The organism is Rhodovulum sp. ES.010, from assembly GCF_900142935.1.
Classification (GTDB): domain Bacteria; phylum Pseudomonadota; class Alphaproteobacteria; order Rhodobacterales; family Rhodobacteraceae; genus Rhodovulum.
On record NZ_FSRS01000001.1, the window covers coordinates 832,019 to 850,042 of the forward strand.

Here is an 18,024-nt window from a genome sequence, read left to right on the forward strand (position 1 = left end):
GTTACTCGGCGGCAATGGCTTCGCGCGCTGCGGCGGCCTCGGCCTTGCGCTTGCGGCTTTCCGCGAGCTGGTCCTCGGTCTGGCGCATGTTGATGTAGGCGAACACGATGACGAAGCCGATCGTGCCGAGCATAAGGGGGCCGATGATATCCATGTTTCCAGTTCCCTGTATTAACGTTGGTTGTGCATGGAATACGCGCGTTCTTGGAAACCGGATCACCGCCACTGGAAAGATTCTTCGATTTCATGTGCATACATTGGCATACCGCAACGTAAGCGCTTATGCAGACTCAGAAATTCGCGCCGCAGCCCCGGTCTTCACAGGGTCGTGAAGCCGCTTACCGGATCAGGATGATGACGATCAGGAAGAAGATCAGAATGCCGATGACGCCGGCATTGGCGAACAGCAGGCTGGCGAACAGAAGCCCCAGAAGCGTCGCCAGGACGATGACGGTCTGCTCGCCGGGTGAGCGGCGCGAGACGCGCTCTTCGATCTCCTCGGGCGAATAGCGGCGGATCACTCCGGCGAGAATGGCAAACGCCACCCGCCGCGCACTCTGCCACAGCTCGCCAAAGAGTGTGTCGCGCCGCATCATTTCGCCTTGTAACAGCGCGCACGCGCCGATTCTACCCCCGAGACCGGGTGTCACAGACCGTAGAGCGCCTCGAACTTCGCGTCGAGGTAATCGAGCAGCGGGCCTTCGTGCGGAGCGAAGCCGCAGGCCCGCTCGATCACCTCGGCCGGCTCGTAAAGCCCGCCATGCCTTTGCAGACTCTCGCGCAGCCAAGCGGTGGCGCGCTCGGCATGGCCGCGGGCGAGGTCGTCGTCGAGCGTCGGCACTGCGGCGCGCAGCGCGGTATAAAGGCAGCCTGCGTAGATATTGCCCAGGCTGTAGGTCGGGAAATAGCCGAACAGCCCAACCGACCAGTGCACGTCCTGCAGAACGCCGTTCGCGGGCCGGTCGACCTTTACGCCGAAATCCGCTTCGAAGCGCGCGTTCCAAGCCTCCTCCAGGTCGCTCACCTCCAGCCGTCCGGCGATCAGGTCACGCTCCAGGTCGAAGCGCAGCATGATGTGCAGATTGTAATGCACCTCGTCCGCCTCGGTGCGGATATAGCCCGAATGCACGCGGTTAACGGCAGCGTGGAACGCCTCCGCGTCCGGTGCGCCCGCCGCGCCGAAAAGGTCGGTCATCCGACCGAACAGCCAATCGCAGAACGCGCGCGAGCGGCCCAACTGGTTCTCGTAGATGCGGCTCTGGCTCTCGTGGACGCCCATCGAGACGCCGCTGCCCAAGGGCGTCAGCAGATAGGCCGGGTCGATTCGCTGTTCGTAGGCGCCGTGACCGACTTCATGCAGCGTGGAATAGAGACAACCCAGGGGCTCTTGCTCGTCGACCCGCGTGGTGATGCGCACATCGGTGCCCGCACCGCTGGTGAAGGGATGCACCGACCGGTCGAGCCGCCCGTGCCGCCAGTCATAGCCGAAATGGGTGGCGACCTCGCGGGCCAGAGCCCACTGGCCGTCCGCGTCGAACCGCCCCGCCAGCGCCGCAGGGGTGCGCTCGGCCCCCATGATCCGTTCGCGCAGTTCCACCAGGCGCGGGCGCAACCGGTCGAAGATCGCGGCGATTCCCTCGGCGGTCGCCCCCGGCTCGTAATCGTCGAGCAGCGCGTCGTAGGGATCGCCACCCTCGGCAAGCGCAGCCGCCGCTTCGCGCTTCAGCCGCACGACGTCGGTCAGCGCAGGCAGGAAATGGCCCACATCGTCGGCGGCCCGGGCCTCGGCCCAGATGCCCTGGGCACGGCTCGTGACGCGTGCGATCTCGGCCGAGAGGGTTTCGGGCAGGCGCACCGCGCGCGCATAGCTGCGGCGGATGTGGCGCAGTTGCGCACGCCCCACATCGTCCAACGCCGCCGGATCCACCGCCCCAAGCCAGTCGCCGATCCGCGGGTCGGTGCGCCGGGCGTGCAACACCGATTCGAGCGCGCCCAACTCGTCGGCGCGCTGCTGGGCGGCGCCCTTGGGCATGACCGTTTCCTGGTCCCAGTTCAGCCGGCCCATCACCTGTCTCAGCGCTTCCGTCTCGCGCTGGAAGGCCATCAACTCGTCATAGGCGGGCATGCTCATCACCGTATCGTGGAATGCTGGACGGGATATTGTGCAAGGAAACGGGCGCGCAACACCAGCGTCCAGAGGGTGATCGCCCCGATCTGGTGGGCGACAGCGATCGGCCAGGCCGAGGCGAAGAGGATCGTCGAAATCCCCATCGCGGCCTGCGCCAACGCCATCAGCCCGACAAGGTCGAAGGCGCGCCGCGTGCCGCGATAGGCGCTCCTGCGGCCGATGAACCACGCAGTCAGCGCCAGGAACGCCACCAAGTAGCCGTTCATCCGGTGGAGGAATTGCACGAGCCCGTGATTCTCGAAGAAATTGCGCCAGACCGGCTCGATGTAGAAGGGATTGGGGGGCAAGAACCCGCCCGCCATCAACGGCCAGTCGGTATAGGTGCGTCCGGCGTAAAGCCCGGCCACCTGGGAACCCAGCAGGATCTGCAGGAACACCAGCAGCATCAGCACCGTCGCGACGCGGAACGCACCCGCATCGCGTACCCGCCGGGCCTGGATCATGTCGGCCTCGCTGCGGCCCAGCTTGAAGACGAACCACGCCGTCACACCCAGCAGCGAAAAGCCGAATGCCAGGTGCAGCAGCATCCGGTACGGCAGGTAGTCGAACGGCGGCGGCGCGATGCCGCCCCCGCCGAGCAGCCAGTCGGCGCTGCCCAGCAGCAGGATCAGCAGGCCCAGCCATACCAACCGCAGAGTCCAACCCTTCGGCAGCTTGCGTGCGGCGAGGAAGCCCGCAAATCCCACGAGCCACAGGAAGAACGCCGTGGGGGCAAGCTGTTGTGACCCCCAGCCCCACCAGAAGGCCTGCTGGAACTCGGTCAGCCCCATCCCGTGGGTCTCGCCGCGATAGGCAGGGCTTTGCCGAAACCACTCGAACGTCGCCAGCCAGTCGCCTGGGTCCAGCGGCGGCAAGCTGCCGAACAGCGGGTTCCAGTTCGGCATCGGCAGCAACACCTCGGTCAGGCGCGCGAAGGCGCCGAGCACAAGCATTGCCGCGACCAGCAGGAACAGCAGCATCAGCCAAAGGCGCACCGCGCCGCGCGCGCCGCGCCGGGCAGCGCGGTCGATCCCGCCGGGACGGGCGACCGGACGTTCGCGTGGGGCCTCGGTCCCGACCTCTTCGAAGATGTTGCGCTTCTTGGTCATGGGCTGTGATCCTCTTGCCGGGGGCGTCCCGGCCCGTGCGGGATGACGCGAACACTAGGGCCCGCGCCCCCGGCCTTCAAGTCAGGGGCGCGGGCCACGCCCCCGCGTCAATTGCCGCAGCATCCCGTGGAAGACCTGCACGTCGGCCCGCGTCAGCGGCATTCGGCTCCACAGGTTGCGCAGGGTGAGTTTCATGCCCGGCGCCTTGGTTTCCGGGAAGAAGAACCCCGCCGCGTCCAGTCGTGCCTCGTAGTGCTCGGCCAGCTTCTCGACCTCCAGCGCGGTGGCGGGCTCGGCTCCCGCCATCTCCATCCGTTCGGCCACGATTTCGGTGGTCTGCCGGCGCCATTCATAGGCGGTCAGGAGCACGCATTGCGCAAGGTTCAGCGAGAAGAACTCGGGATTCACCGGGACCGAGATGATGGCGTTCGCCCGCGCGATGTCGTCGTTCTCGAGCCCCGCGCGCTCGGGCCCGAACAGCACGGCCACCCGACGGCCCTGCCCGATCAGCCCGCGCGCCTCTTCCATCGCGCGTTCCGGCGTCACCACGGGCTTGGTCAGCCCCCGCGGGCGGGCCGTCGTGGCGTAAACATGGTCGCAATCGCCGATGGCCGCGGCGGTGGTCTCGAATATCCCGGCGTGATCGAGCAACCGCCCCGCCCCGCTGGCCAGCGCAACGGCGCGCGGGTTCGGCCAGCCGTCGCGCGGGTCGACCATGCGCATCCGGTCGAGCCCGAAATTCCACATCGCCCGCGCCGCGGCCCCGATGTTCTCGCCCATCTGCGGGCGGACGAGGACAAAGACGGGCTGGTCTGGCATGCGGGGCTCCCTGTGGATCGCTGGGCCTGATACGCGTGCTGCGCGCGCCGTGCAAGCGATGGTCAACGCCCCCGAAGCCCGCTAAGAGTGGCCGAAACGACGAAGGAGCCCGGACATGGCCGAGATCGAGCGCCCGCAGATCTACCTCGTGACGCCCCCTGCCTTCGAGCTTTCGGAATTTCCCGACCGGCTCGCGGCCGTGCTCGACGCCCATCCCGTTGCCTGCCTGCGGCTCGCCCTTGCGACGGCCGATGCCGATGCGGTATCCCGCGCCGCCGATGCGCTGCGCGAACTGGCCCATGCGCGCGACGTGCCCTTGGTGATCGAGTCGCATGTGGCGCTTGTCGAACGGCTGGGTCTCGACGGCGTCCACCTGACCGACGGCGCGCGCAGCGTGCGCAATACGCGCAAGGCGCTTGGCACGGACGCGATCATCGGCGCCTTCTGCGGTGCCTCGCGCCATGACGGCATGACCGCCGGCGAGGCCGGGGCCGATTACGTATCCTTCGGCCCCGTCGGCGCGACGGCGCTGGGCGACGGCACGGTGGCCGGGCGCGATCTCTTCGAATGGTGGTCGCAGATGATCGAACTCCCGGTGGTGGCCGAAGGTGCGGTAGATGAAGAGGCCGTAAGTACCATCTCGCCGGTCACGGATTTCTTCGCAATCGGCGAGGAAATCTGGCAGGAGGACGACCCGGCCGCGGCACTTGGGCGAATGACCGCGGCGATGGGATAAATCCCGCCCGTACGCCCGGCCGTGCAGACCCTTGCGGTCAGGTTTCGGCCGACACGTCCGCCATACCCGTCCGCACCGCCTCTTCGCAGGCTTTGGCAAGCGCCTTGCGGTCGGGGAAATCCGCGACCCGTAGCGGCGCTTGGTAGACCAGCGTGACCCCGCCCTGCGCCCGCGCCGCCAGCACCTTCAGCAGATGGGCCCCGAATCCCATCTCCGCCCACCAGCCGTAAAAGCCCGGGTGTTCGCCCGGCGGCGCCGAGTAGATCACCGTTACCGGTTGAACATGCAGGATGTCGCGCAGTTCTTCCGTAAAGAACGCCGCAAAAAGCGTTGTCTTGAATGGCAAAACCCTGCACCCATCCGTCGAGGTGCCCTCAGGGAAGAACAACAGCTTGTGGTTCGCCTTCAACCGCTCTTCGAACAGGTCGTTATGCGCTTTCGCCTCGCGCCGGTCGCGGTTGATGAAAACCGTACCGGTGGCCCGCGCCAACCAGCCGATTCCCGGCCAGCCCGCGACCTCGGCCTTCGAAACGAAGTAGACCCGTTTGCGCGCGTTCAGCGCGAAGATGTCGAGCCAGGAGGCATGGTTCGCGACCACCGCGCCCCGCGCGCGCATCAGTTGACCCCGCACCGTATAGCGCATGCCGAGGATCACGAAGGCCATCCGGCAGACGAATTGCGTGATGAAGGGTGTCACCGGACGGTGCCAGCCGAAGAGAGGCCGCTCGATCAGGCGGACCAGCAGCAGCAGACCCAGGCAGCCGAAAGTCACAACCGCCAGCGCCCCTCCGCGCAGCAACGCCCGCGCCCAGGCCGCAGCGGTCATCGGCGGCACGGGCGGCGGCTCCGCCCCGTTCCACGGCGTCATGCGCGCCCCCGCGTATAGCGCGACCGCGCCTGCGCATTCATCCGACCGGTATCCATCAAGAGGCAGACGTCGACCGTGTTGAAGGCCCGGTCGACATAGGCGCCCTCGCCCACGAACCCGCCCAGTCGCACATAGGCCTTGATGAGATGCGGCATCGCGAGCATCGCCCGCTTGCGGTCGATCCGCCCGGCCGGCATCAGGTCCATGCTCTGGAAATGGTCCGGCACGACGCGAACACGCAAATCCTCGGGCGCGAGAAACCGGTGATGCAGGTGGGACAGCGGTTCGGCCAGCGCCACCACATCGGTACCGTGAAAGCTCGCAACGCCGAAGAGGATCTCGATCTCGCGCTCCAGCACGTAGGCGGCAAGCCCGTTCCACAGGTGGAAAAGCGCCGTGCCGCCCCGATAGTCGCGATGCACGCAGGACCGGCCCAGTTCCAGCAGCTTGCGGCCGCTGCGCTTGAGCGGCGCGAGGTCGTATTCGTCCTCGCCGTAGAACCGCCCCACCGCGGCGGCGCGCTCCGAGGTCATCAGCCGATAAACGCCGACGACGTGGTCGAGCGCGGCCGCGTCGCGGCGCCGGTCGACCAGGATCAGGTGGTCGAAATGCGGATCGAACGCATCCCGCTCGAACCGCCCCGCGTGATCGACGAGCGGCCCGTCGCCGCCCAGTTCCGCCACGAAAACCTCGTAACGCAACCGCTGGGCCGCGGCCAGGTCCGCCCCGGTCTCGGCAAGACGCAGCTCGAAATGGTCGTCGGGCGGTTGCACGTCCAAGGCTCCCGCGCCCCTCATCCGGGCGCACTCGGGGCCTTCTAGGGGCAGCCGCGCCCAAGCGCAACCGCGCGTCCCGCCGCGCCCGTTAACAGCGCGTTAACCATCTTGCGCCAGCCTGCAAACGCATTTTCCTTCAGGACTCATATACCGGCATGAGCTCGATCCGCCTCCCGTCGATGACCACCTTGCCCGCTTCGGGGAAATTCACCGTGATCCGACCCTCGATCACCGACTGCACCTGGCCAACGCCCCAGTCGGGCGCGCCGGGATGGCGGACCAGCATGCCCGGCTCGAGGATGGAATTCATCGGCTTCATCGGCTCTCTCCTGTCGCCGCGGTGGCGGAGGCGTCCATGACCGACCTTACCGCGCTTGTCGGCTCGCGCATCTGCCACGACCTTATTAGCCCGCTCGGCGCGATCGGCAACGGGATGGAACTGATCGAGATGTCGCCTGGCGCGCCGGGCAAGGACGAACTCGCGCTGATTGCCGACAGCGTGGCGCGGGCCAATGGCCGCATCCGCCTGTTTCGCCTGGCCTTCGGCGCCGCCGCCCACGACGCCGAGGTCGGGGCCGAGGAACTAACCGCTATTCTCGCGGACTACTACGGCGGTAGCCGGATCGAAATCGTGATACACCCGCCGCCGCGCCTGCCGCGCAGCCTTGCCAAGGTCGCGCTCCTCGCCACGCTCTGCGCCGAACTCGCCCTCCCACGCGGCGGGCGGATCGCGATCGAAGCGCCGGGAGGCACCCTGCGGATTACCGCCGAAAGCAATCGGCTGGCCGCCGATCCCCGGCTCTGGGACCCGCTCGCCGACCGGCGCCCGCACGACCCAGACCTCAGCGCCGCCGAGGTGCAGTTCGCCCTCCTCCAGATCGCCGCCGCCGAGGCGGGGTGCACGTTGTCGCTCAGCCGGCAGGATACCTGGCTGGAAATAGCCCTATAAGCCCCGGGCTTCTTCTTGGCCCAATACTCCGGGGGAGCCGCCCGACCGGGCGACGGGGGCAGCGCCCCCGCGCGGCCGTCAGGCCGCGCCACACCCAAAGTCGGACAAGCGGGGCAACGCGCCCCGCGCCGGCCGGGGCGGGAGTGCTCCGGTCTCAGACCCGCACGGTGCCCGCACCCTCGACCAGGTACTTGAAACTTGTCAGTTGCTCGGCCCCCACCGGCCCGCGGGCGTGCAGCTTGCCGGTCGCGATGCCGATCTCCGCGCCCATCCCGAACTCGCCGCCATCGGCGAATTGGGTCGAGGCGTTGCGCATGAGGATCGCGCTGTCGAGCCGGGCGAAGAACCGGGCCGCCGCCGCGTCGTCCTCGGTCAGGATCGCGTCCGTATGACCCGAGCCATGCGCGCGGACATGCGCGATGGCGGCGTCGATGTCGTCGACGACCTTCGCGGCGATGTCCATGTCGAGATACTCGCGCCCCCAATCGTCGTCGGTCGCGGGCACGGTGCCGGGCAGCCTGGCCAGCGCCTCATCGGCATGCACCCGCACACCCGCGGCGACCAACGCCGCCACCAGGTCGGCGCCCAGCGTCCCGGCCACGTCGCGATGCACCAGCAGGCATTCCGCCGCGCCGCAGATGCCCGTGCGCCGGGTCTTGGCGTTCAGCACCACGTCAAGCGCCTTTTGCGCGTCCGCGGCCTTGTCGATATAGACATGCACGATGCCTTCAAGATGGGCAAAGACCGGCACCCGTGCCTCGCGCTGCACCAGGCCCACCAGCCCCTTCCCGCCGCGCGGCACGATCACGTCGATGAACTCGGTCATGCCCAGCATCGCGCTGACCGCCGCGCGGTCCCGCGTCGGCACCCTAAGGATCGCGTCTTCGGGCAGGCCCGCCGTGCGCAGCCCCGCCACGAGGCAGCCATGTAGCGCGCCCGAGGAGTGGAAACTCTCCGAGCCCCCCCGCAGGATCACCGCGTTGCCCGCCTTGAGGCACAGCGCCCCGGCATCCGCGGTGACATTCGGCCGGCTTTCATAGATCACGCCGACGACGCCCAGCGGCGTGCGCACCCGGCGGATATTCAGCCCCGAGGGCATGTCCCACGCGGCCATCACCGCGCCCACCGGGTCGGGCTGGGCAGCGACGGCGCGCAGGCCCGCGGCGATGCCCGCGATCCGCCCCGGGTCGAGTTTCAGCCGGTCGAGCATTGCCAGGCTCAGGCCCTTGTCGCGGCCGAAGGCCATGTCCTGCTCGTTCGCAGCGAGGATCTCGGCCTCGCGCGCCGCCACGGCGTCCGCGGCCGCCTCCAGCGCGCGGGTCTTGGCCGCCGGATCGGCGAACGCCAGTTCGGCCGCTGCGGCCTTCGCCCGCGCGCCCAGTTCGGCCATCAGGCCGGGAATGTCGGTCTCGTCCCTCATGTCGCCATGTCGTCCCTGTGGATGAGCGCTGCCCGTCCGGGGTAGCCCAGCACGCCCTCGATGTCACCCGAGCGGCAACCGCGGATCGCGCGCGCCTCGCTCGCGGTATAGCGCGCCAGCCCCGTGCCCAACCCCTGCCCCTGCGGCCCGAGGATCGAGACCGGGTCGCCGCGGCCGAATTCGCCGCTGACGGACACGACGCCAGCGGGCAACAACGACTTGCCCCGGGCAAGGGCCGCCACCGCGCCCGCGTCGACCGTGATCGCGCCGCGCGGCTTCATCGCAGCGATCCAGCGCTTGCGGGCCACCTGCGGGTCGCCCTTGGGCCGGAACCAGGTGGCCGGCGCGCCCTCTTCCAGGGCCTCGATCGGCCGCATCCGCGCGCCTTCGGTGATCGCCAGCGCGCAGCCCGCCCCGGTCGCCGTCTTGGCCGCCATCAGCTTGGTCTTCATGCCGCCCTTCGACAGCCCGGACCCTGCGTCCCCTGCCATCGCCTCAATCTTGGGCGTGATCTCCTCGATCAGGTCGAAGCGCCTGGCCGTTGGGTCGGCCAGCGGGTTGGCGCTGTAGAACCCGTCGACATCCGAAAGCAACACGCAGGCATCCGCCCCAACCGTCACTGCCACCTGGGCGGCCAGCCGGTCGTTGTCGCCGTACCGGATCTCGTCGGTGGCGATGGTATCGTTCTCGTTCACGATGGGCACGACGCCGAGCGAGAGCATCGTCTCCATCGTCGCCCGCGTGTTGAGATAGCGCCGCCGGTCGGCGGAATCCTCCAGCGTCACAAGCACCTGGCCGGTGGTGATGCCATGCGGCGCGAGCGCCTCTTCATAGGCGCGCGCGAGCCTTATCTGACCCACGGCGGCGGCGGCCTGCGACTGTTCGAGGGCAAGCGTGCCGAGCCCGAGACCGAGCACGCCGCGCCCCAGCGCGATGGACCCCGACGAGACCAGGATGACCCCAGCGCCCCGCGCCTTCAGCATGGCGACATCCTCGGCCAGTGCCCGGAGCCAATCGCCCCGCAGCGCACCCGTCGCCCGGTCGACCAGAAGCGCGGAGCCGATCTTGACGACGATCCGGCGCGCCGCCGTCAGGGACGCCACGGCACGACCTCCTCGCTCTCGGCCCGCTGCACCGGGTTGGCGTCGATCTCGCCCTTCAGTGCGCGTAGCACCTCGGTCACGCCCTCGCCCGAGACGCCCGACATCTCGAACACCGCCCCCCCGGCCTCGGCTTCCAGGGCCGCACGTTTTTCGGCGCGAGTCTCGGCATCCAGGGCATCGACCTTGTTCAGCGCCGTGACCCGCGGCTTGTCAGCGAGGTGCCCGCCATAGGCCTCCAACTCATGCAGGATGATCCGGTGGTCCGCGACCACGTCCACCGAGGTACCATCGACCAGGTGCAAAAGCACGGAACACCGCTCGACATGGCCGAGGAACCGGTCACCGATCCCACGACCCTCATGCGCGCCCTCGATCAGGCCCGGAATGTCCGCGATCACGAATTCCGCGCCGTCCACCCCAACGACGCCCAGATTCGGGTGCAGCGTCGTGAAAGGGTAATCGGCGATCTTGGGCCGGGCGTTCGAGGTGGCGGCGAGGAAAGTGGACTTGCCCGCGTTCGGCAGGCCCAAGAGCCCCGCATCCGCGATCAGCTTGAGCCGCAGCCAGATTGTGCGCTCCACCCCCGGCTGGCCGGAGTTGGCACGGCGCGGCGCCTGGTTCGTCGAGGTCTTGAAATGCAGGTTGCCGAACCCGCCATTCCCGCCCCTGGCCAGCAGCACCCGCTGGCCGACCTCGGTCAGGTCGGCGATCACGGTTTCCTCGTCCTCGTCGAGGATCTCGGTGCCCACGGGCACACGCAGCACGATGTCGTCCCCGCTCGATCCGGTCTTCTGGCCGCCCTGTCCGGCCTTGCCGTTCTTGGCGAAGAAATGCTGCTGGTAGCGGAAATCGATCAGCGTATTCAGCCCGTCTACCGCCTCGGCCCAGACATCGCCGCCACGGCCGCCATCGCCCCCGTCGGGACCTCCGAACTCGATATATTTCTCGCGGCGAAAGCTGATACAGCCGTTTCCGCCGCTGCCCGAGCGGATGTGGACTTTCGCGAGGTCAAGAAATTTCATGGGCGGCCTCGAATACAGCGCGAAACAGGCGATAGTGGATATTCGGCGCGGGCTCAAGCCGCGCCAACGAACGCCCCGTTCCGCCTCCGGTGCGACGGAAGCCGAGCTTTTCCAGCACCCGCGCCGAGGCCGGGTTGTCGGCGAAATGGTCCGCCGCGATCACGTCGAGCCCGGGGAATCGGGCGAAGGCGTCTGCGACGAGCGCCTGCGCCGCCTCGGTGGCGTACCCCCGACCCCATTGTGCGGCGTCGAGGAAATAAGCCAGCGACGCCGGCGCCCCGCCCAGCCCCGTGGCCCCGATCAGCCCACCCGCGTTCAGCGCGACCGCCACCCGGAAAGCCGGAAACCCACGGAACCGCGATTTCGCCACCCAGCGGCGCATCTCGGCCTCGGGCCAGGGCACAGGGATCGTTCCCATCATGGGGGCGACACGCGGGTCCGCACCGATCCGGGCGAGCGCCGGGAAATCGGTCTCGACGAATGGCCTCAGCGTCAGGCGGGGCGTACGCACCAGATAGTCGACCGCCCCGGCCATGGCCTCAGGTCAGCCGCTTGAGATAGGTCCAGGTGGCGACCTTCGCGTTGCGCGCCACCGAGAACGCTTCGGCATCGCCGATATACTCGAAGCCCGCATTGGTCAGCACCCGGGCCGAACCAGGGTTATCCTGGAATACCTCGGCAAAGATCGTCTTGGCTGCTTGCGGGTTCGCCTCGAGCAGCGCGGTGACCGCCTCGGAGGCGATGCCGGTGTTCCAGAAAGCCGGCGCCACCCAATAGCCGATTTCCGACTGGTTGCGCTCCATCCGGTCGAGCGCGATCACGCCGAGAAGCTCCGACAGGCCCTGCTCGGCGCCGTCGATCACCCATACGTCCTCGGAGCGCTGCGGGTCCTGCGCGCGCTCGACGAACGCCTCGATTGCGCCGGGCGGCAGCGGGTGCGGAATCGACCGTGTAAACCGCGCCACACGCTCATCACCGGCATAAAGACGCAGCAGGCCCGCATCCGACCGTCGAACGGGGCGCAGCACGAAGCGCCCCGCGGCAATGACAGGCTGGTGCGCTACGGTCTCGATCGTCATGGCTGTCCTCCTCGCAACCCGTTGGAGACAAGGGACCCTTCCCCTCCCGACGGCACCAAATAGACCCCGCTGCAGCACCCAACCGGGCCGGCCCCGTAGGGCCTGCAACAGGATTCCATTTGCATCGGCGTTCCTCGTCGCCAGAAATGAAACGGGGGACCGGCCGCGTGCCGATCCCCCACCGAATTTTATCATGCCTCGTGGTGTCGGCTTATTCTGCGGCCTCGCCTACCGGGAGCACCGAAATGAAGGTGCGGCCCTTCAGCCCCTTGTGAAAGGTCACTGCGCCCTCGCAAGTTGCAAAGATCGTGTGATCCTTGCCCATGCCGACGCCGTCGCCCGGCCAGTACTTCGTGCCGCGCTGACGTACGATGATGTTGCCCGGAACGGCTGCCTGGCCGCCGTAGAGCTTTACGCCGAGGCGGCGGCCAGCGGAGTCGCGCCCGTTGCGCGAGGAGCCGCCTGCTTTCTTGTGTGCCATTTCCCGTTCTCCTCTCGCTTAGCCCTTGGCCAGGGTCTTGGCTTGCTCGACCCAGCCTTCCTTCTCGATCTTGCCCTTGGCGCCCAGCCTGGCGTCCATCGCCGCGACCTGCTCGGGCGTCCATGCCGCGATCTGCGCAAAGCGGGTCACGCCCGCCTCGTGGAATTTCTTCTCCATCGCCGGACCGACGCCGGAGAGCTTCTTGAGGTCATCCCCGGCGGCGGGTTTCGCCTCCGCCTTGGGTTCGGGCGCGCTCTCGACCTTGGCCGCCGCCTTCTTCGGCGCGGCCGGCTTGGGGGCTACGGCGCCTGCCGCGGCGGACGACACGGAGCCCGCCCCCTCGGCGGCCTTCACACCCGTCTTGTCGGCACCCGATTGCAGGATATCGGTGACGCGCAGCAAGGTAAGCTGCTGGCGATGGCCCTTCTTCCGCTTCGAGCTGTGCTTGCGGCGACGCCGCACGAAATGGATGAGTTTGTCGCCCTTGATCTGTTCGATCACCTCGGCCTGCACGGCCGCACCGGCGACCGTTGGCGTGCCGATCGTGTCGCCGACCATCAGGATCTCGTTGAACTGAACCGTTTCACCGGCATCGGCGGCCAGCTTTTCCACGCGCAGCACGTCGCCAGACTGCACCTTGTACTGCTTGCCACCGGTCTTGAGGACCGCGAACATGGGCCGTTTCCTTCTTTTCTACCGCGTCCTGTGGCCCCGCCCCTCGGACGGCGTTCCCGCACATGCGCCTCGGACTGCGCGCCCCGGCCGGGGCTGATGTCAAAAACAGGGGGCCCCGGGCAGAACCCGGGGCCGGAGCCGTGGATATCCTAGATTTCCGTCCCCAAGTCAAGGGCTGCGGCCCGGTATCGCGCCCTAGATGTCCTGGCCCGCGATGAACCGCGCCGCGGCAAGACCCAGATCCCGCGAAATGCGGGTGAAGACCTCGTCGAACCCGGCAAAGAGCGCGCGGTTCAGCGCCTTGCCCTGGGACGTTTCGGACAGCTCGATATACGCCTCGAGCGCCTCGTCCGAAAGCGGCGCGTACGCCATGGCGAGATAGGAGAACAACCACGCGCGGGTCTCGTCCCTGATTTCGGGCTCCTGACTCCAGACGTCGGCAAGCATCTGCTCTTCGGTCAGCTCGAAATCGAACGCCTTGCCATCGGCGAGCCCTGTGTAGAAGGCGTAGTTCGAGTTGAGCGCGCCGGCCACGTTGGCCTCGACCAGGTTGTTGGCCTCCACGAAGTCCTCGATCAGGTCGAGCCGCGGCGCGCTGTCGGCCTGCATTTCTTCCAGCCGCGCAATGCTGGCCTCTTCCACTTCCGGGTCCAACAGCGCGCGGCGCGCCGAAATCTCCAGCGCGATGATCCGTGCGCCCCGTTCGGAGGTGAAGAACTCCACCAGCGGGCCGATATCGCGGTCCCCGAGTTCCGCGCCGAGTGTGTCGCGCAGGGTCCCGGCCATTCTTCCGCCATCGTAGATCCGGGCGACCGCCGCGTCCCAGCGGTCGCCGCCGCGTCCGGGGAACAGGTCCGCCTGGAGTTCGTCGCCGTAATCGAGCCCTTCCTGGCGCATGATCGCGATGAGTTCGTCAAGCGCGAGCGCACGCGCCAGGGTATCGACTTCCTCCGACGGCTCGGCCCGCACGGGCAACGCGACCGTTAGAAAGAGCATTGCAGGGATCAGGACGGACCGCAGCATGGGCGACCTCCGGCGTTGCGCGACTTTCGTAGAGGTAGGCGTGAGGCGCACTGAATCCAACGATAGAGCGGGCACGACATGAAACCTCGTGCGCGGCGGAAAAACGGTTGCATGGGCCGCGGCTTCGCACTAGATGACCGTCCCACAAGGCCACTGGCTTGCGGAGAGGTGCCGGAGTGGTCGAACGGGGCGGTCTCGAAAACCGTTGAGCCTTCACGGGCTCCCAGGGTTCGAATCCCTGTCTCTCCGCCACTTTTCTTAGCAATCGTGTCCCCAATTCCAGAAGCCACCGTCGGCCAGCCCGGAGTGTCCCCTGAAAACCGTGAGGCACGCGCCCCAATCCGGTGCCGTCCAAGGGCGGCGCCGCGCCACATTCTTGCCGCAATCGGCAAGCTGCCCCCGCACCGTTGCCGCCGCCGCAACGATTCCACGTGGAATTCGACTTTCGCGGCCGCATCGTGCGATGATTGTGGCGTTATGTGGGGGTGATGGTCATGAGTCCGATCGAACGGGTGCGGGCGCGCGCCGCCGCGGTGGCGGTGCTCGGTCTTGGGTATTACGCAACGGAAAACGAAATCAGGCAGGCGTGGCATCGCATCGCGCTGGAATGCCACCCGGACCGCGACCGGACGCAGATGGAGCGGTTTACCGCCGCGAAGCATGCCCGTGACAGCCTTCTCGGTCCGGACGCGCAGGTCGAAGGCGCCGAAAGAAGCGAGCAAAGTATGGGCGCCGTGATGCCCCGCCGGGTGTGCGGCCAATCCCCGGCGCGCGGCCCGGCCACGCGCCGGCCGCAAATGCAGCGGTTCTGACGCCGCCCAACCCGGCCGGGCGCTCACGGGATCAGAACGCTCGCGCCCGTCGTCTCGCGCGCTTCGAGGGCGCGGTGGGCCTCGGCGGTGTGGGCCAGCGGCCAGCGCTGGCCCACGCGGGGCGTAAGCGTCGAATCCGCGATTGCGCCGAAGAGATCGCCGGCCCGGGCGCGCAGCTCGTCGGTGGCAGCAATGAAATCGAACAGAACCGGACGGGTGGCGGTGAAGCTGCCCTTGGCCAGATCGGCGAACTCGAATCCCTCGATCGCCCCCGACGACTGCCCGAAGTTCACGAAGCTGCCACGCTTTTTCAGGCAGGCGAGCGAACCGCGCCAAGTGTCGCGCCCGACGCTGTCATAGACCGCGTCCACCCCCAGCCCCTCCGTCGCCTCCATAACGGGGTCGATGAAATCGCGCGCGCGGTAGTCGATGGCAAGGTCGTAACCGTGCCTGCAGGCCAGTTCGCATTTCTCCGCACCGCCCGCGGTGCCGAGGGCGCGCACCCCCTTGGCCCGCAGCCACTGGCCGAGCAGCAGCCCCACGCCGCCCGCCGCCGCGTGAACGAGGACCGTGTCGCCGTCGGTCGCCGGGTAGCTGTCATGGATGAGGTAATGCGCCGTCAGCCCCTTGAGCATGACGCTGGCCGCGACCTCGTCGCTCACAGCGTCGGGCAGCTTCACCAGCCGGTCGGCGGGCATGACGCGGGCGGTGCAGCAGGCGCCGTTGGGCGTGGTATAGGCCACCCGGTCGCCGACCTGCAGGTCCTCCACGCCCGGCCCCAGCGCCTCGACCACGCCCGCAGCCTCGCCTCCGGGGATCAGGATCTCGCCGGGCCAGGGGTAAAGGCCCGAGCGGAAATAGGTATCTATGAAGTTGAGACCCACGGCGCTGTGGCGCACCAGCACTTCGCCCTCGTCGGGATCGTGGACCTCCCACTCCACCCAGTCCAGCGCCTCGGGTCCGCCGGGCTCGCGCGCGATGATGGCGTGTTCCATGGATTTACACCTCGAATTCGGGATCCACCGGCACCTGAAGGGCGGTGACCAGCGCATTGGTTGTGGACGCGAGGCCGACCACCGCCAGCAGGTCCTCGTATTGCGCCTCGGTCATGCCCTTGGCGCGCGCGGACGCGGTGTGGGAATGGACGCAGTATTCGCAGCCATTGGCGATGGAAACCGCCATGTACAGCATCTCCTTGGTCAGCGGGTCGAGCGCCGAGTCCCGCGCCATCACTGCCTTGACCTGCGCCCAGGTGCTTTCCAGCACGCACGGCTGGCTGGCGAGCGCCCGCCAGACATTATTGACGAAATCCGTCTTTCGGGTGGCGCGGATGTCGTCGAACACCGCCTTGACGCGGGGGTCTCGCTCCACCTCCGCGTCGGTCCAGATCTTCACCGTGGCCATGGGTCCTCCGTCAGGCATGCGGCCGGGGCATGCGCCCCGGCCATGCCCTTACACCATCGCAAAAAGCCGCGCGGGTCCACCCGTACCGCCCCGCACCTTGGGCGCGCCCACGATCAACGTGGCCCCAGCGGCCGGCAGCCCGTCCAGACCCGCGATACACTCTATCCCGTAACGCCCCGCCGGCAGCCAGGCATAATGCGTCGCGAAATCGCCCGACGGCCCGTAATCGAGCGAGAGCGTATCCACTGCGATGGCCGCGGCATTCGTTTCCTCCAGCAGCATTTGCGTGGCCTCAATGTGGAAACCGGGGAAATGCAGCCCGCCCGGCCGCGCAGAGTCGGCGCCGCGGAAATCCTGCGTGCCGACCTTGTCGGCCCAGCCCGAGTTCATCGCCACGCAGGCCCCGGCAGGAATATCGCCGTGCTCGGCGATCCAGGTCTTCAGGTCGTCGGGCGTCAACTGCGTGTCGCGGTCATCGGCAGCCCGGGCGCGGATGTCGACGACGCAGAGCGGGCAGACAAGGTTGCCCACCGGGATCTCGTCGACCGAAGCCCCGTCCGCGGAGAAATGCAGCGGCGCATCCAGATGGGTTCCGGTATGTTCGTTCACCGTCAGCGAGTAGAGATTGTAGCCATCCGCGGCGAAGTCGAACTGCTTTTCATAGGCGATGCCGGGCGAGCCGCCGAAGGTCGGGAACTCTTCCGACAGGGTATGGGTCAAATCGGCGATCTCCGACGCGCCCTGGGCCAGCGCCGCGGGCGTCGTGGCGACGCCGCCCACCGTCGCGACCGCCGCCGTGGCCGCCCCGGCCCGGAAGAAATCGCGGCGCGACAGCATCCGCTTCTTCACAGAATTCATCACGCAGATATCGCACATGGGTCCACTCCCTGGTCAAAGGCCGATCTTGCCGCCGGCAATGGATCGAGCCTACGGGGCGCGGCGCTTCTGTCAAATGGCGTGGCGGCCACAGGCCGCCACGCGCGCGCATTTTCGGCTGTTTCTCCGCGGACGGCCATGGAACTATGCAGCCAAAGGAGGCAGAGATGGGCAAGACGATCCACATCCTGAACGGGCCGAACCTGAACCTGCTGGGCCAGCGCGAGCCCGAGCTTTACGGCCACGAGACGCTCGCCGATGTCGAGGCCGCCTGCCGCGCGGTCGCGGCCGGGGACGGTCATGAGGTCGCGCTGTTCCAGTCGAACCACGAGGGCAAGATCGTCGACCGCATTCATGCCGCGCGCGAGACGGCCGCGGCCATCGTCATCAATCCCGGCGCCTACACCCATACCTCGATCGCGTTCCTCGACGCGCTCAATGCCTTCGCGGGGCCGGTGATCGAGGTGCACGTCTCGAACATCCACAAGCGCGAGGCGTTCCGCCACCGCTCTTACGTGTCGCTGCGCGCCGACGGGGTGATCGCCGGCTGCGGGGTCGAGGGTTACGCGCTCGCGGTGCGGCGGGTCTGTTCGCTGCTGCGGAACTAGGACGGACCGGACCGGGTATGTCGCCTTGCCAACCGGCAAGGCGACCCGCCGGGGGCTCCGCCCCCGGACCCCCGGAGTATTTTTACCAAGAAGAAGC

23 protein-coding genes and 1 tRNA gene are annotated in these 18,024 nt (G+C 67.9%); 5 read left to right on the forward strand and 19 right to left on the reverse strand.

Annotated elements, in window-relative coordinates; all coding sequences use genetic code 11:
* Nucleotide 1 precedes the first annotated feature (1 nt).
* The 5 genes from BUR28_RS19865 to BUR28_RS04195 form a co-directional block, all read right to left on the reverse strand.
* The gene (locus BUR28_RS19865) at nt 2–154 is read right to left on the reverse strand and encodes a hypothetical protein (RefSeq protein WP_175566889.1); all 153 of its coding nucleotides are present in this window, start codon (nt 152–154) and stop codon (nt 2–4) included.
* 184 nt (nt 155–338) lie between these two features.
* Nucleotides 339–593 carry a hypothetical protein gene (locus BUR28_RS04180; protein WP_074221505.1) on the reverse strand — a complete coding sequence of 85 codons (255 nt, stop codon included), beginning with the start codon at nt 591–593 and terminating at the stop codon, nt 339–341.
* A gap of 53 nt (nt 594–646) precedes the next feature.
* A complete protein-coding gene (locus tag BUR28_RS04185; protein WP_074221506.1) occupies nt 647–2,125 on the reverse strand; it encodes a carboxypeptidase M32 in 1,479 nt (492 codons plus the stop codon).
* Between the two features lie 5 nt (nt 2,126–2,130).
* Nucleotides 2,131–3,276 (reverse strand): COX15/CtaA family protein, encoded by a 1,146-nt coding sequence (locus tag BUR28_RS04190; RefSeq protein WP_074218985.1) that lies wholly within the window; start codon nt 3,274–3,276, stop codon nt 2,131–2,133.
* Nucleotides 3,277–3,357: 81 nt separating this feature from the next.
* Nucleotides 3,358–4,095, reverse strand: coding sequence for an RNA methyltransferase (locus tag BUR28_RS04195; protein WP_074218986.1), 738 nt, complete (start codon nt 4,093–4,095; stop codon nt 3,358–3,360).
* A gap of 115 nt (nt 4,096–4,210) precedes the next feature.
* Here BUR28_RS04195 and BUR28_RS04200 point away from each other — a divergent pair, with 115 nt between their 5' ends.
* On the forward strand, nt 4,211–4,831 hold the full coding sequence (locus tag BUR28_RS04200) for a thiamine phosphate synthase (protein ID WP_074218987.1): 621 nt from the start codon (nt 4,211–4,213) through the stop codon (nt 4,829–4,831).
* A 37-nt stretch (nt 4,832–4,868) separates the two neighbouring features.
* On the opposite strand, the gene BUR28_RS04205 is transcribed toward BUR28_RS04200, so the two are convergent.
* From BUR28_RS04205 to BUR28_RS04215, 3 genes are all read right to left on the reverse strand, one after another.
* On the reverse strand, nt 4,869–5,699 hold the full coding sequence (locus BUR28_RS04205) for a lyso-ornithine lipid O-acyltransferase (RefSeq protein WP_074218988.1): 831 nt from the start codon (nt 5,697–5,699) through the stop codon (nt 4,869–4,871).
* The gene (locus BUR28_RS04210; RefSeq protein WP_074218989.1) at nt 5,696–6,496 is read right to left on the reverse strand and encodes an L-ornithine N(alpha)-acyltransferase; all 801 of its coding nucleotides are present in this window, start codon (nt 6,494–6,496) and stop codon (nt 5,696–5,698) included. The genes BUR28_RS04205 and BUR28_RS04210 overlap by 4 nt, the downstream gene beginning before the upstream one ends.
* A gap of 115 nt (nt 6,497–6,611) precedes the next feature.
* Nucleotides 6,612–6,794 carry a DUF3553 domain-containing protein gene (locus tag BUR28_RS04215; RefSeq protein ID WP_074218990.1) on the reverse strand — a complete coding sequence of 61 codons (183 nt, stop codon included), beginning with the start codon at nt 6,792–6,794 and terminating at the stop codon, nt 6,612–6,614.
* 36 nt (nt 6,795–6,830) lie between these two features.
* On the opposite strand from BUR28_RS04215, the gene BUR28_RS04220 reads away from it, so the two are divergent.
* Nucleotides 6,831–7,424: a histidine phosphotransferase family protein gene (locus BUR28_RS04220; RefSeq protein WP_074218991.1), complete on the forward strand. Its 594-nt coding sequence runs from the start codon at nt 6,831–6,833 to the stop codon at nt 7,422–7,424.
* A gap of 154 nt (nt 7,425–7,578) precedes the next feature.
* On the opposite strand, the gene BUR28_RS04225 is transcribed toward BUR28_RS04220, so the two are convergent.
* The 8 genes from BUR28_RS04225 to BUR28_RS04260 all read right to left on the reverse strand — a co-directional run bounded on the left by BUR28_RS04225 (nt 7,579) and on the right by BUR28_RS04260 (nt 14,227).
* Nucleotides 7,579–8,844 (reverse strand): glutamate-5-semialdehyde dehydrogenase, encoded by a 1,266-nt coding sequence (locus BUR28_RS04225; RefSeq protein WP_074218992.1) that lies wholly within the window; start codon nt 8,842–8,844, stop codon nt 7,579–7,581.
* Nucleotides 8,841–9,947 carry a glutamate 5-kinase gene (gene proB, locus BUR28_RS04230; RefSeq protein ID WP_074218993.1) on the reverse strand — a complete coding sequence of 369 codons (1,107 nt, stop codon included), beginning with the start codon at nt 9,945–9,947 and terminating at the stop codon, nt 8,841–8,843. Before proB ends, BUR28_RS04225 begins: the two co-directional genes overlap by 4 nt.
* Complete coding sequence (obgE, locus tag BUR28_RS04235; RefSeq protein ID WP_074218994.1) at nt 9,935–10,969, reverse strand: GTPase ObgE; 1,035 nt, start codon at nt 10,967–10,969, stop codon at nt 9,935–9,937. The genes proB and obgE overlap by 13 nt, the downstream gene beginning before the upstream one ends.
* Nucleotides 10,956–11,504, reverse strand: coding sequence for a GNAT family N-acetyltransferase (locus tag BUR28_RS04240; protein ID WP_074218995.1), 549 nt, complete (start codon nt 11,502–11,504; stop codon nt 10,956–10,958). Before BUR28_RS04240 ends, obgE begins: the two co-directional genes overlap by 14 nt.
* Before the next feature lie 4 nt (nt 11,505–11,508).
* Complete coding sequence (locus tag BUR28_RS04245; protein ID WP_074218996.1) at nt 11,509–12,048, reverse strand: GNAT family N-acetyltransferase; 540 nt, start codon at nt 12,046–12,048, stop codon at nt 11,509–11,511.
* 211 nt (nt 12,049–12,259) lie between these two features.
* The gene (gene rpmA / locus BUR28_RS04250) at nt 12,260–12,529 is read right to left on the reverse strand and encodes a 50S ribosomal protein L27 (protein WP_074218997.1); all 270 of its coding nucleotides are present in this window, start codon (nt 12,527–12,529) and stop codon (nt 12,260–12,262) included.
* A gap of 18 nt (nt 12,530–12,547) precedes the next feature.
* Nucleotides 12,548–13,204, reverse strand: coding sequence for a 50S ribosomal protein L21 (locus tag BUR28_RS04255; protein WP_074218998.1), 657 nt, complete (start codon nt 13,202–13,204; stop codon nt 12,548–12,550).
* Between the two features lie 195 nt (nt 13,205–13,399).
* Nucleotides 13,400–14,227, reverse strand: a complete 828-nt coding sequence (locus BUR28_RS04260; protein WP_074218999.1) for a DUF2059 domain-containing protein — start codon at nt 14,225–14,227, stop codon at nt 13,400–13,402.
* A gap of 162 nt (nt 14,228–14,389) precedes the next feature.
* Between BUR28_RS04260 and BUR28_RS04265 the strand changes: the two genes are divergently transcribed.
* Both BUR28_RS04265 and BUR28_RS04270 read left to right on the forward strand, forming a co-directional pair.
* A tRNA-Ser gene (locus tag BUR28_RS04265) sits at nt 14,390–14,479 on the forward strand.
* A gap of 242 nt (nt 14,480–14,721) precedes the next feature.
* On the forward strand, nt 14,722–15,039 hold the full coding sequence (locus BUR28_RS04270) for a J domain-containing protein (RefSeq protein WP_175566891.1): 318 nt from the start codon (nt 14,722–14,724) through the stop codon (nt 15,037–15,039).
* A gap of 23 nt (nt 15,040–15,062) precedes the next feature.
* Here BUR28_RS04270 and BUR28_RS04275 read toward each other — a convergent pair whose 3' ends face one another.
* From BUR28_RS04275 to BUR28_RS04285, 3 genes are read right to left on the reverse strand one after another with little or no spacing between them, the layout of a single operon-like run.
* Nucleotides 15,063–16,034, reverse strand: coding sequence for a quinone oxidoreductase family protein (locus BUR28_RS04275; protein WP_074219001.1), 972 nt, complete (start codon nt 16,032–16,034; stop codon nt 15,063–15,065).
* A 4-nt stretch (nt 16,035–16,038) separates the two neighbouring features.
* Entirely contained in the window at nt 16,039–16,443 is a 405-nt protein-coding gene (locus BUR28_RS04280; RefSeq protein ID WP_074219002.1) for a carboxymuconolactone decarboxylase family protein, read from the reverse strand.
* 48 nt (nt 16,444–16,491) lie between these two features.
* Nucleotides 16,492–17,319: a cyclase family protein gene (locus BUR28_RS04285; protein WP_074219003.1), complete on the reverse strand. Its 828-nt coding sequence runs from the start codon at nt 17,317–17,319 to the stop codon at nt 16,492–16,494.
* 167 nt (nt 17,320–17,486) lie between these two features.
* Between BUR28_RS04285 and aroQ the strand changes: the two genes are divergently transcribed.
* A complete protein-coding gene (aroQ, locus tag BUR28_RS04290; RefSeq protein ID WP_074219004.1) occupies nt 17,487–17,927 on the forward strand; it encodes a type II 3-dehydroquinate dehydratase in 441 nt (146 codons plus the stop codon).
* Nucleotides 17,928–18,024: the final 97 nt, after the last annotated feature.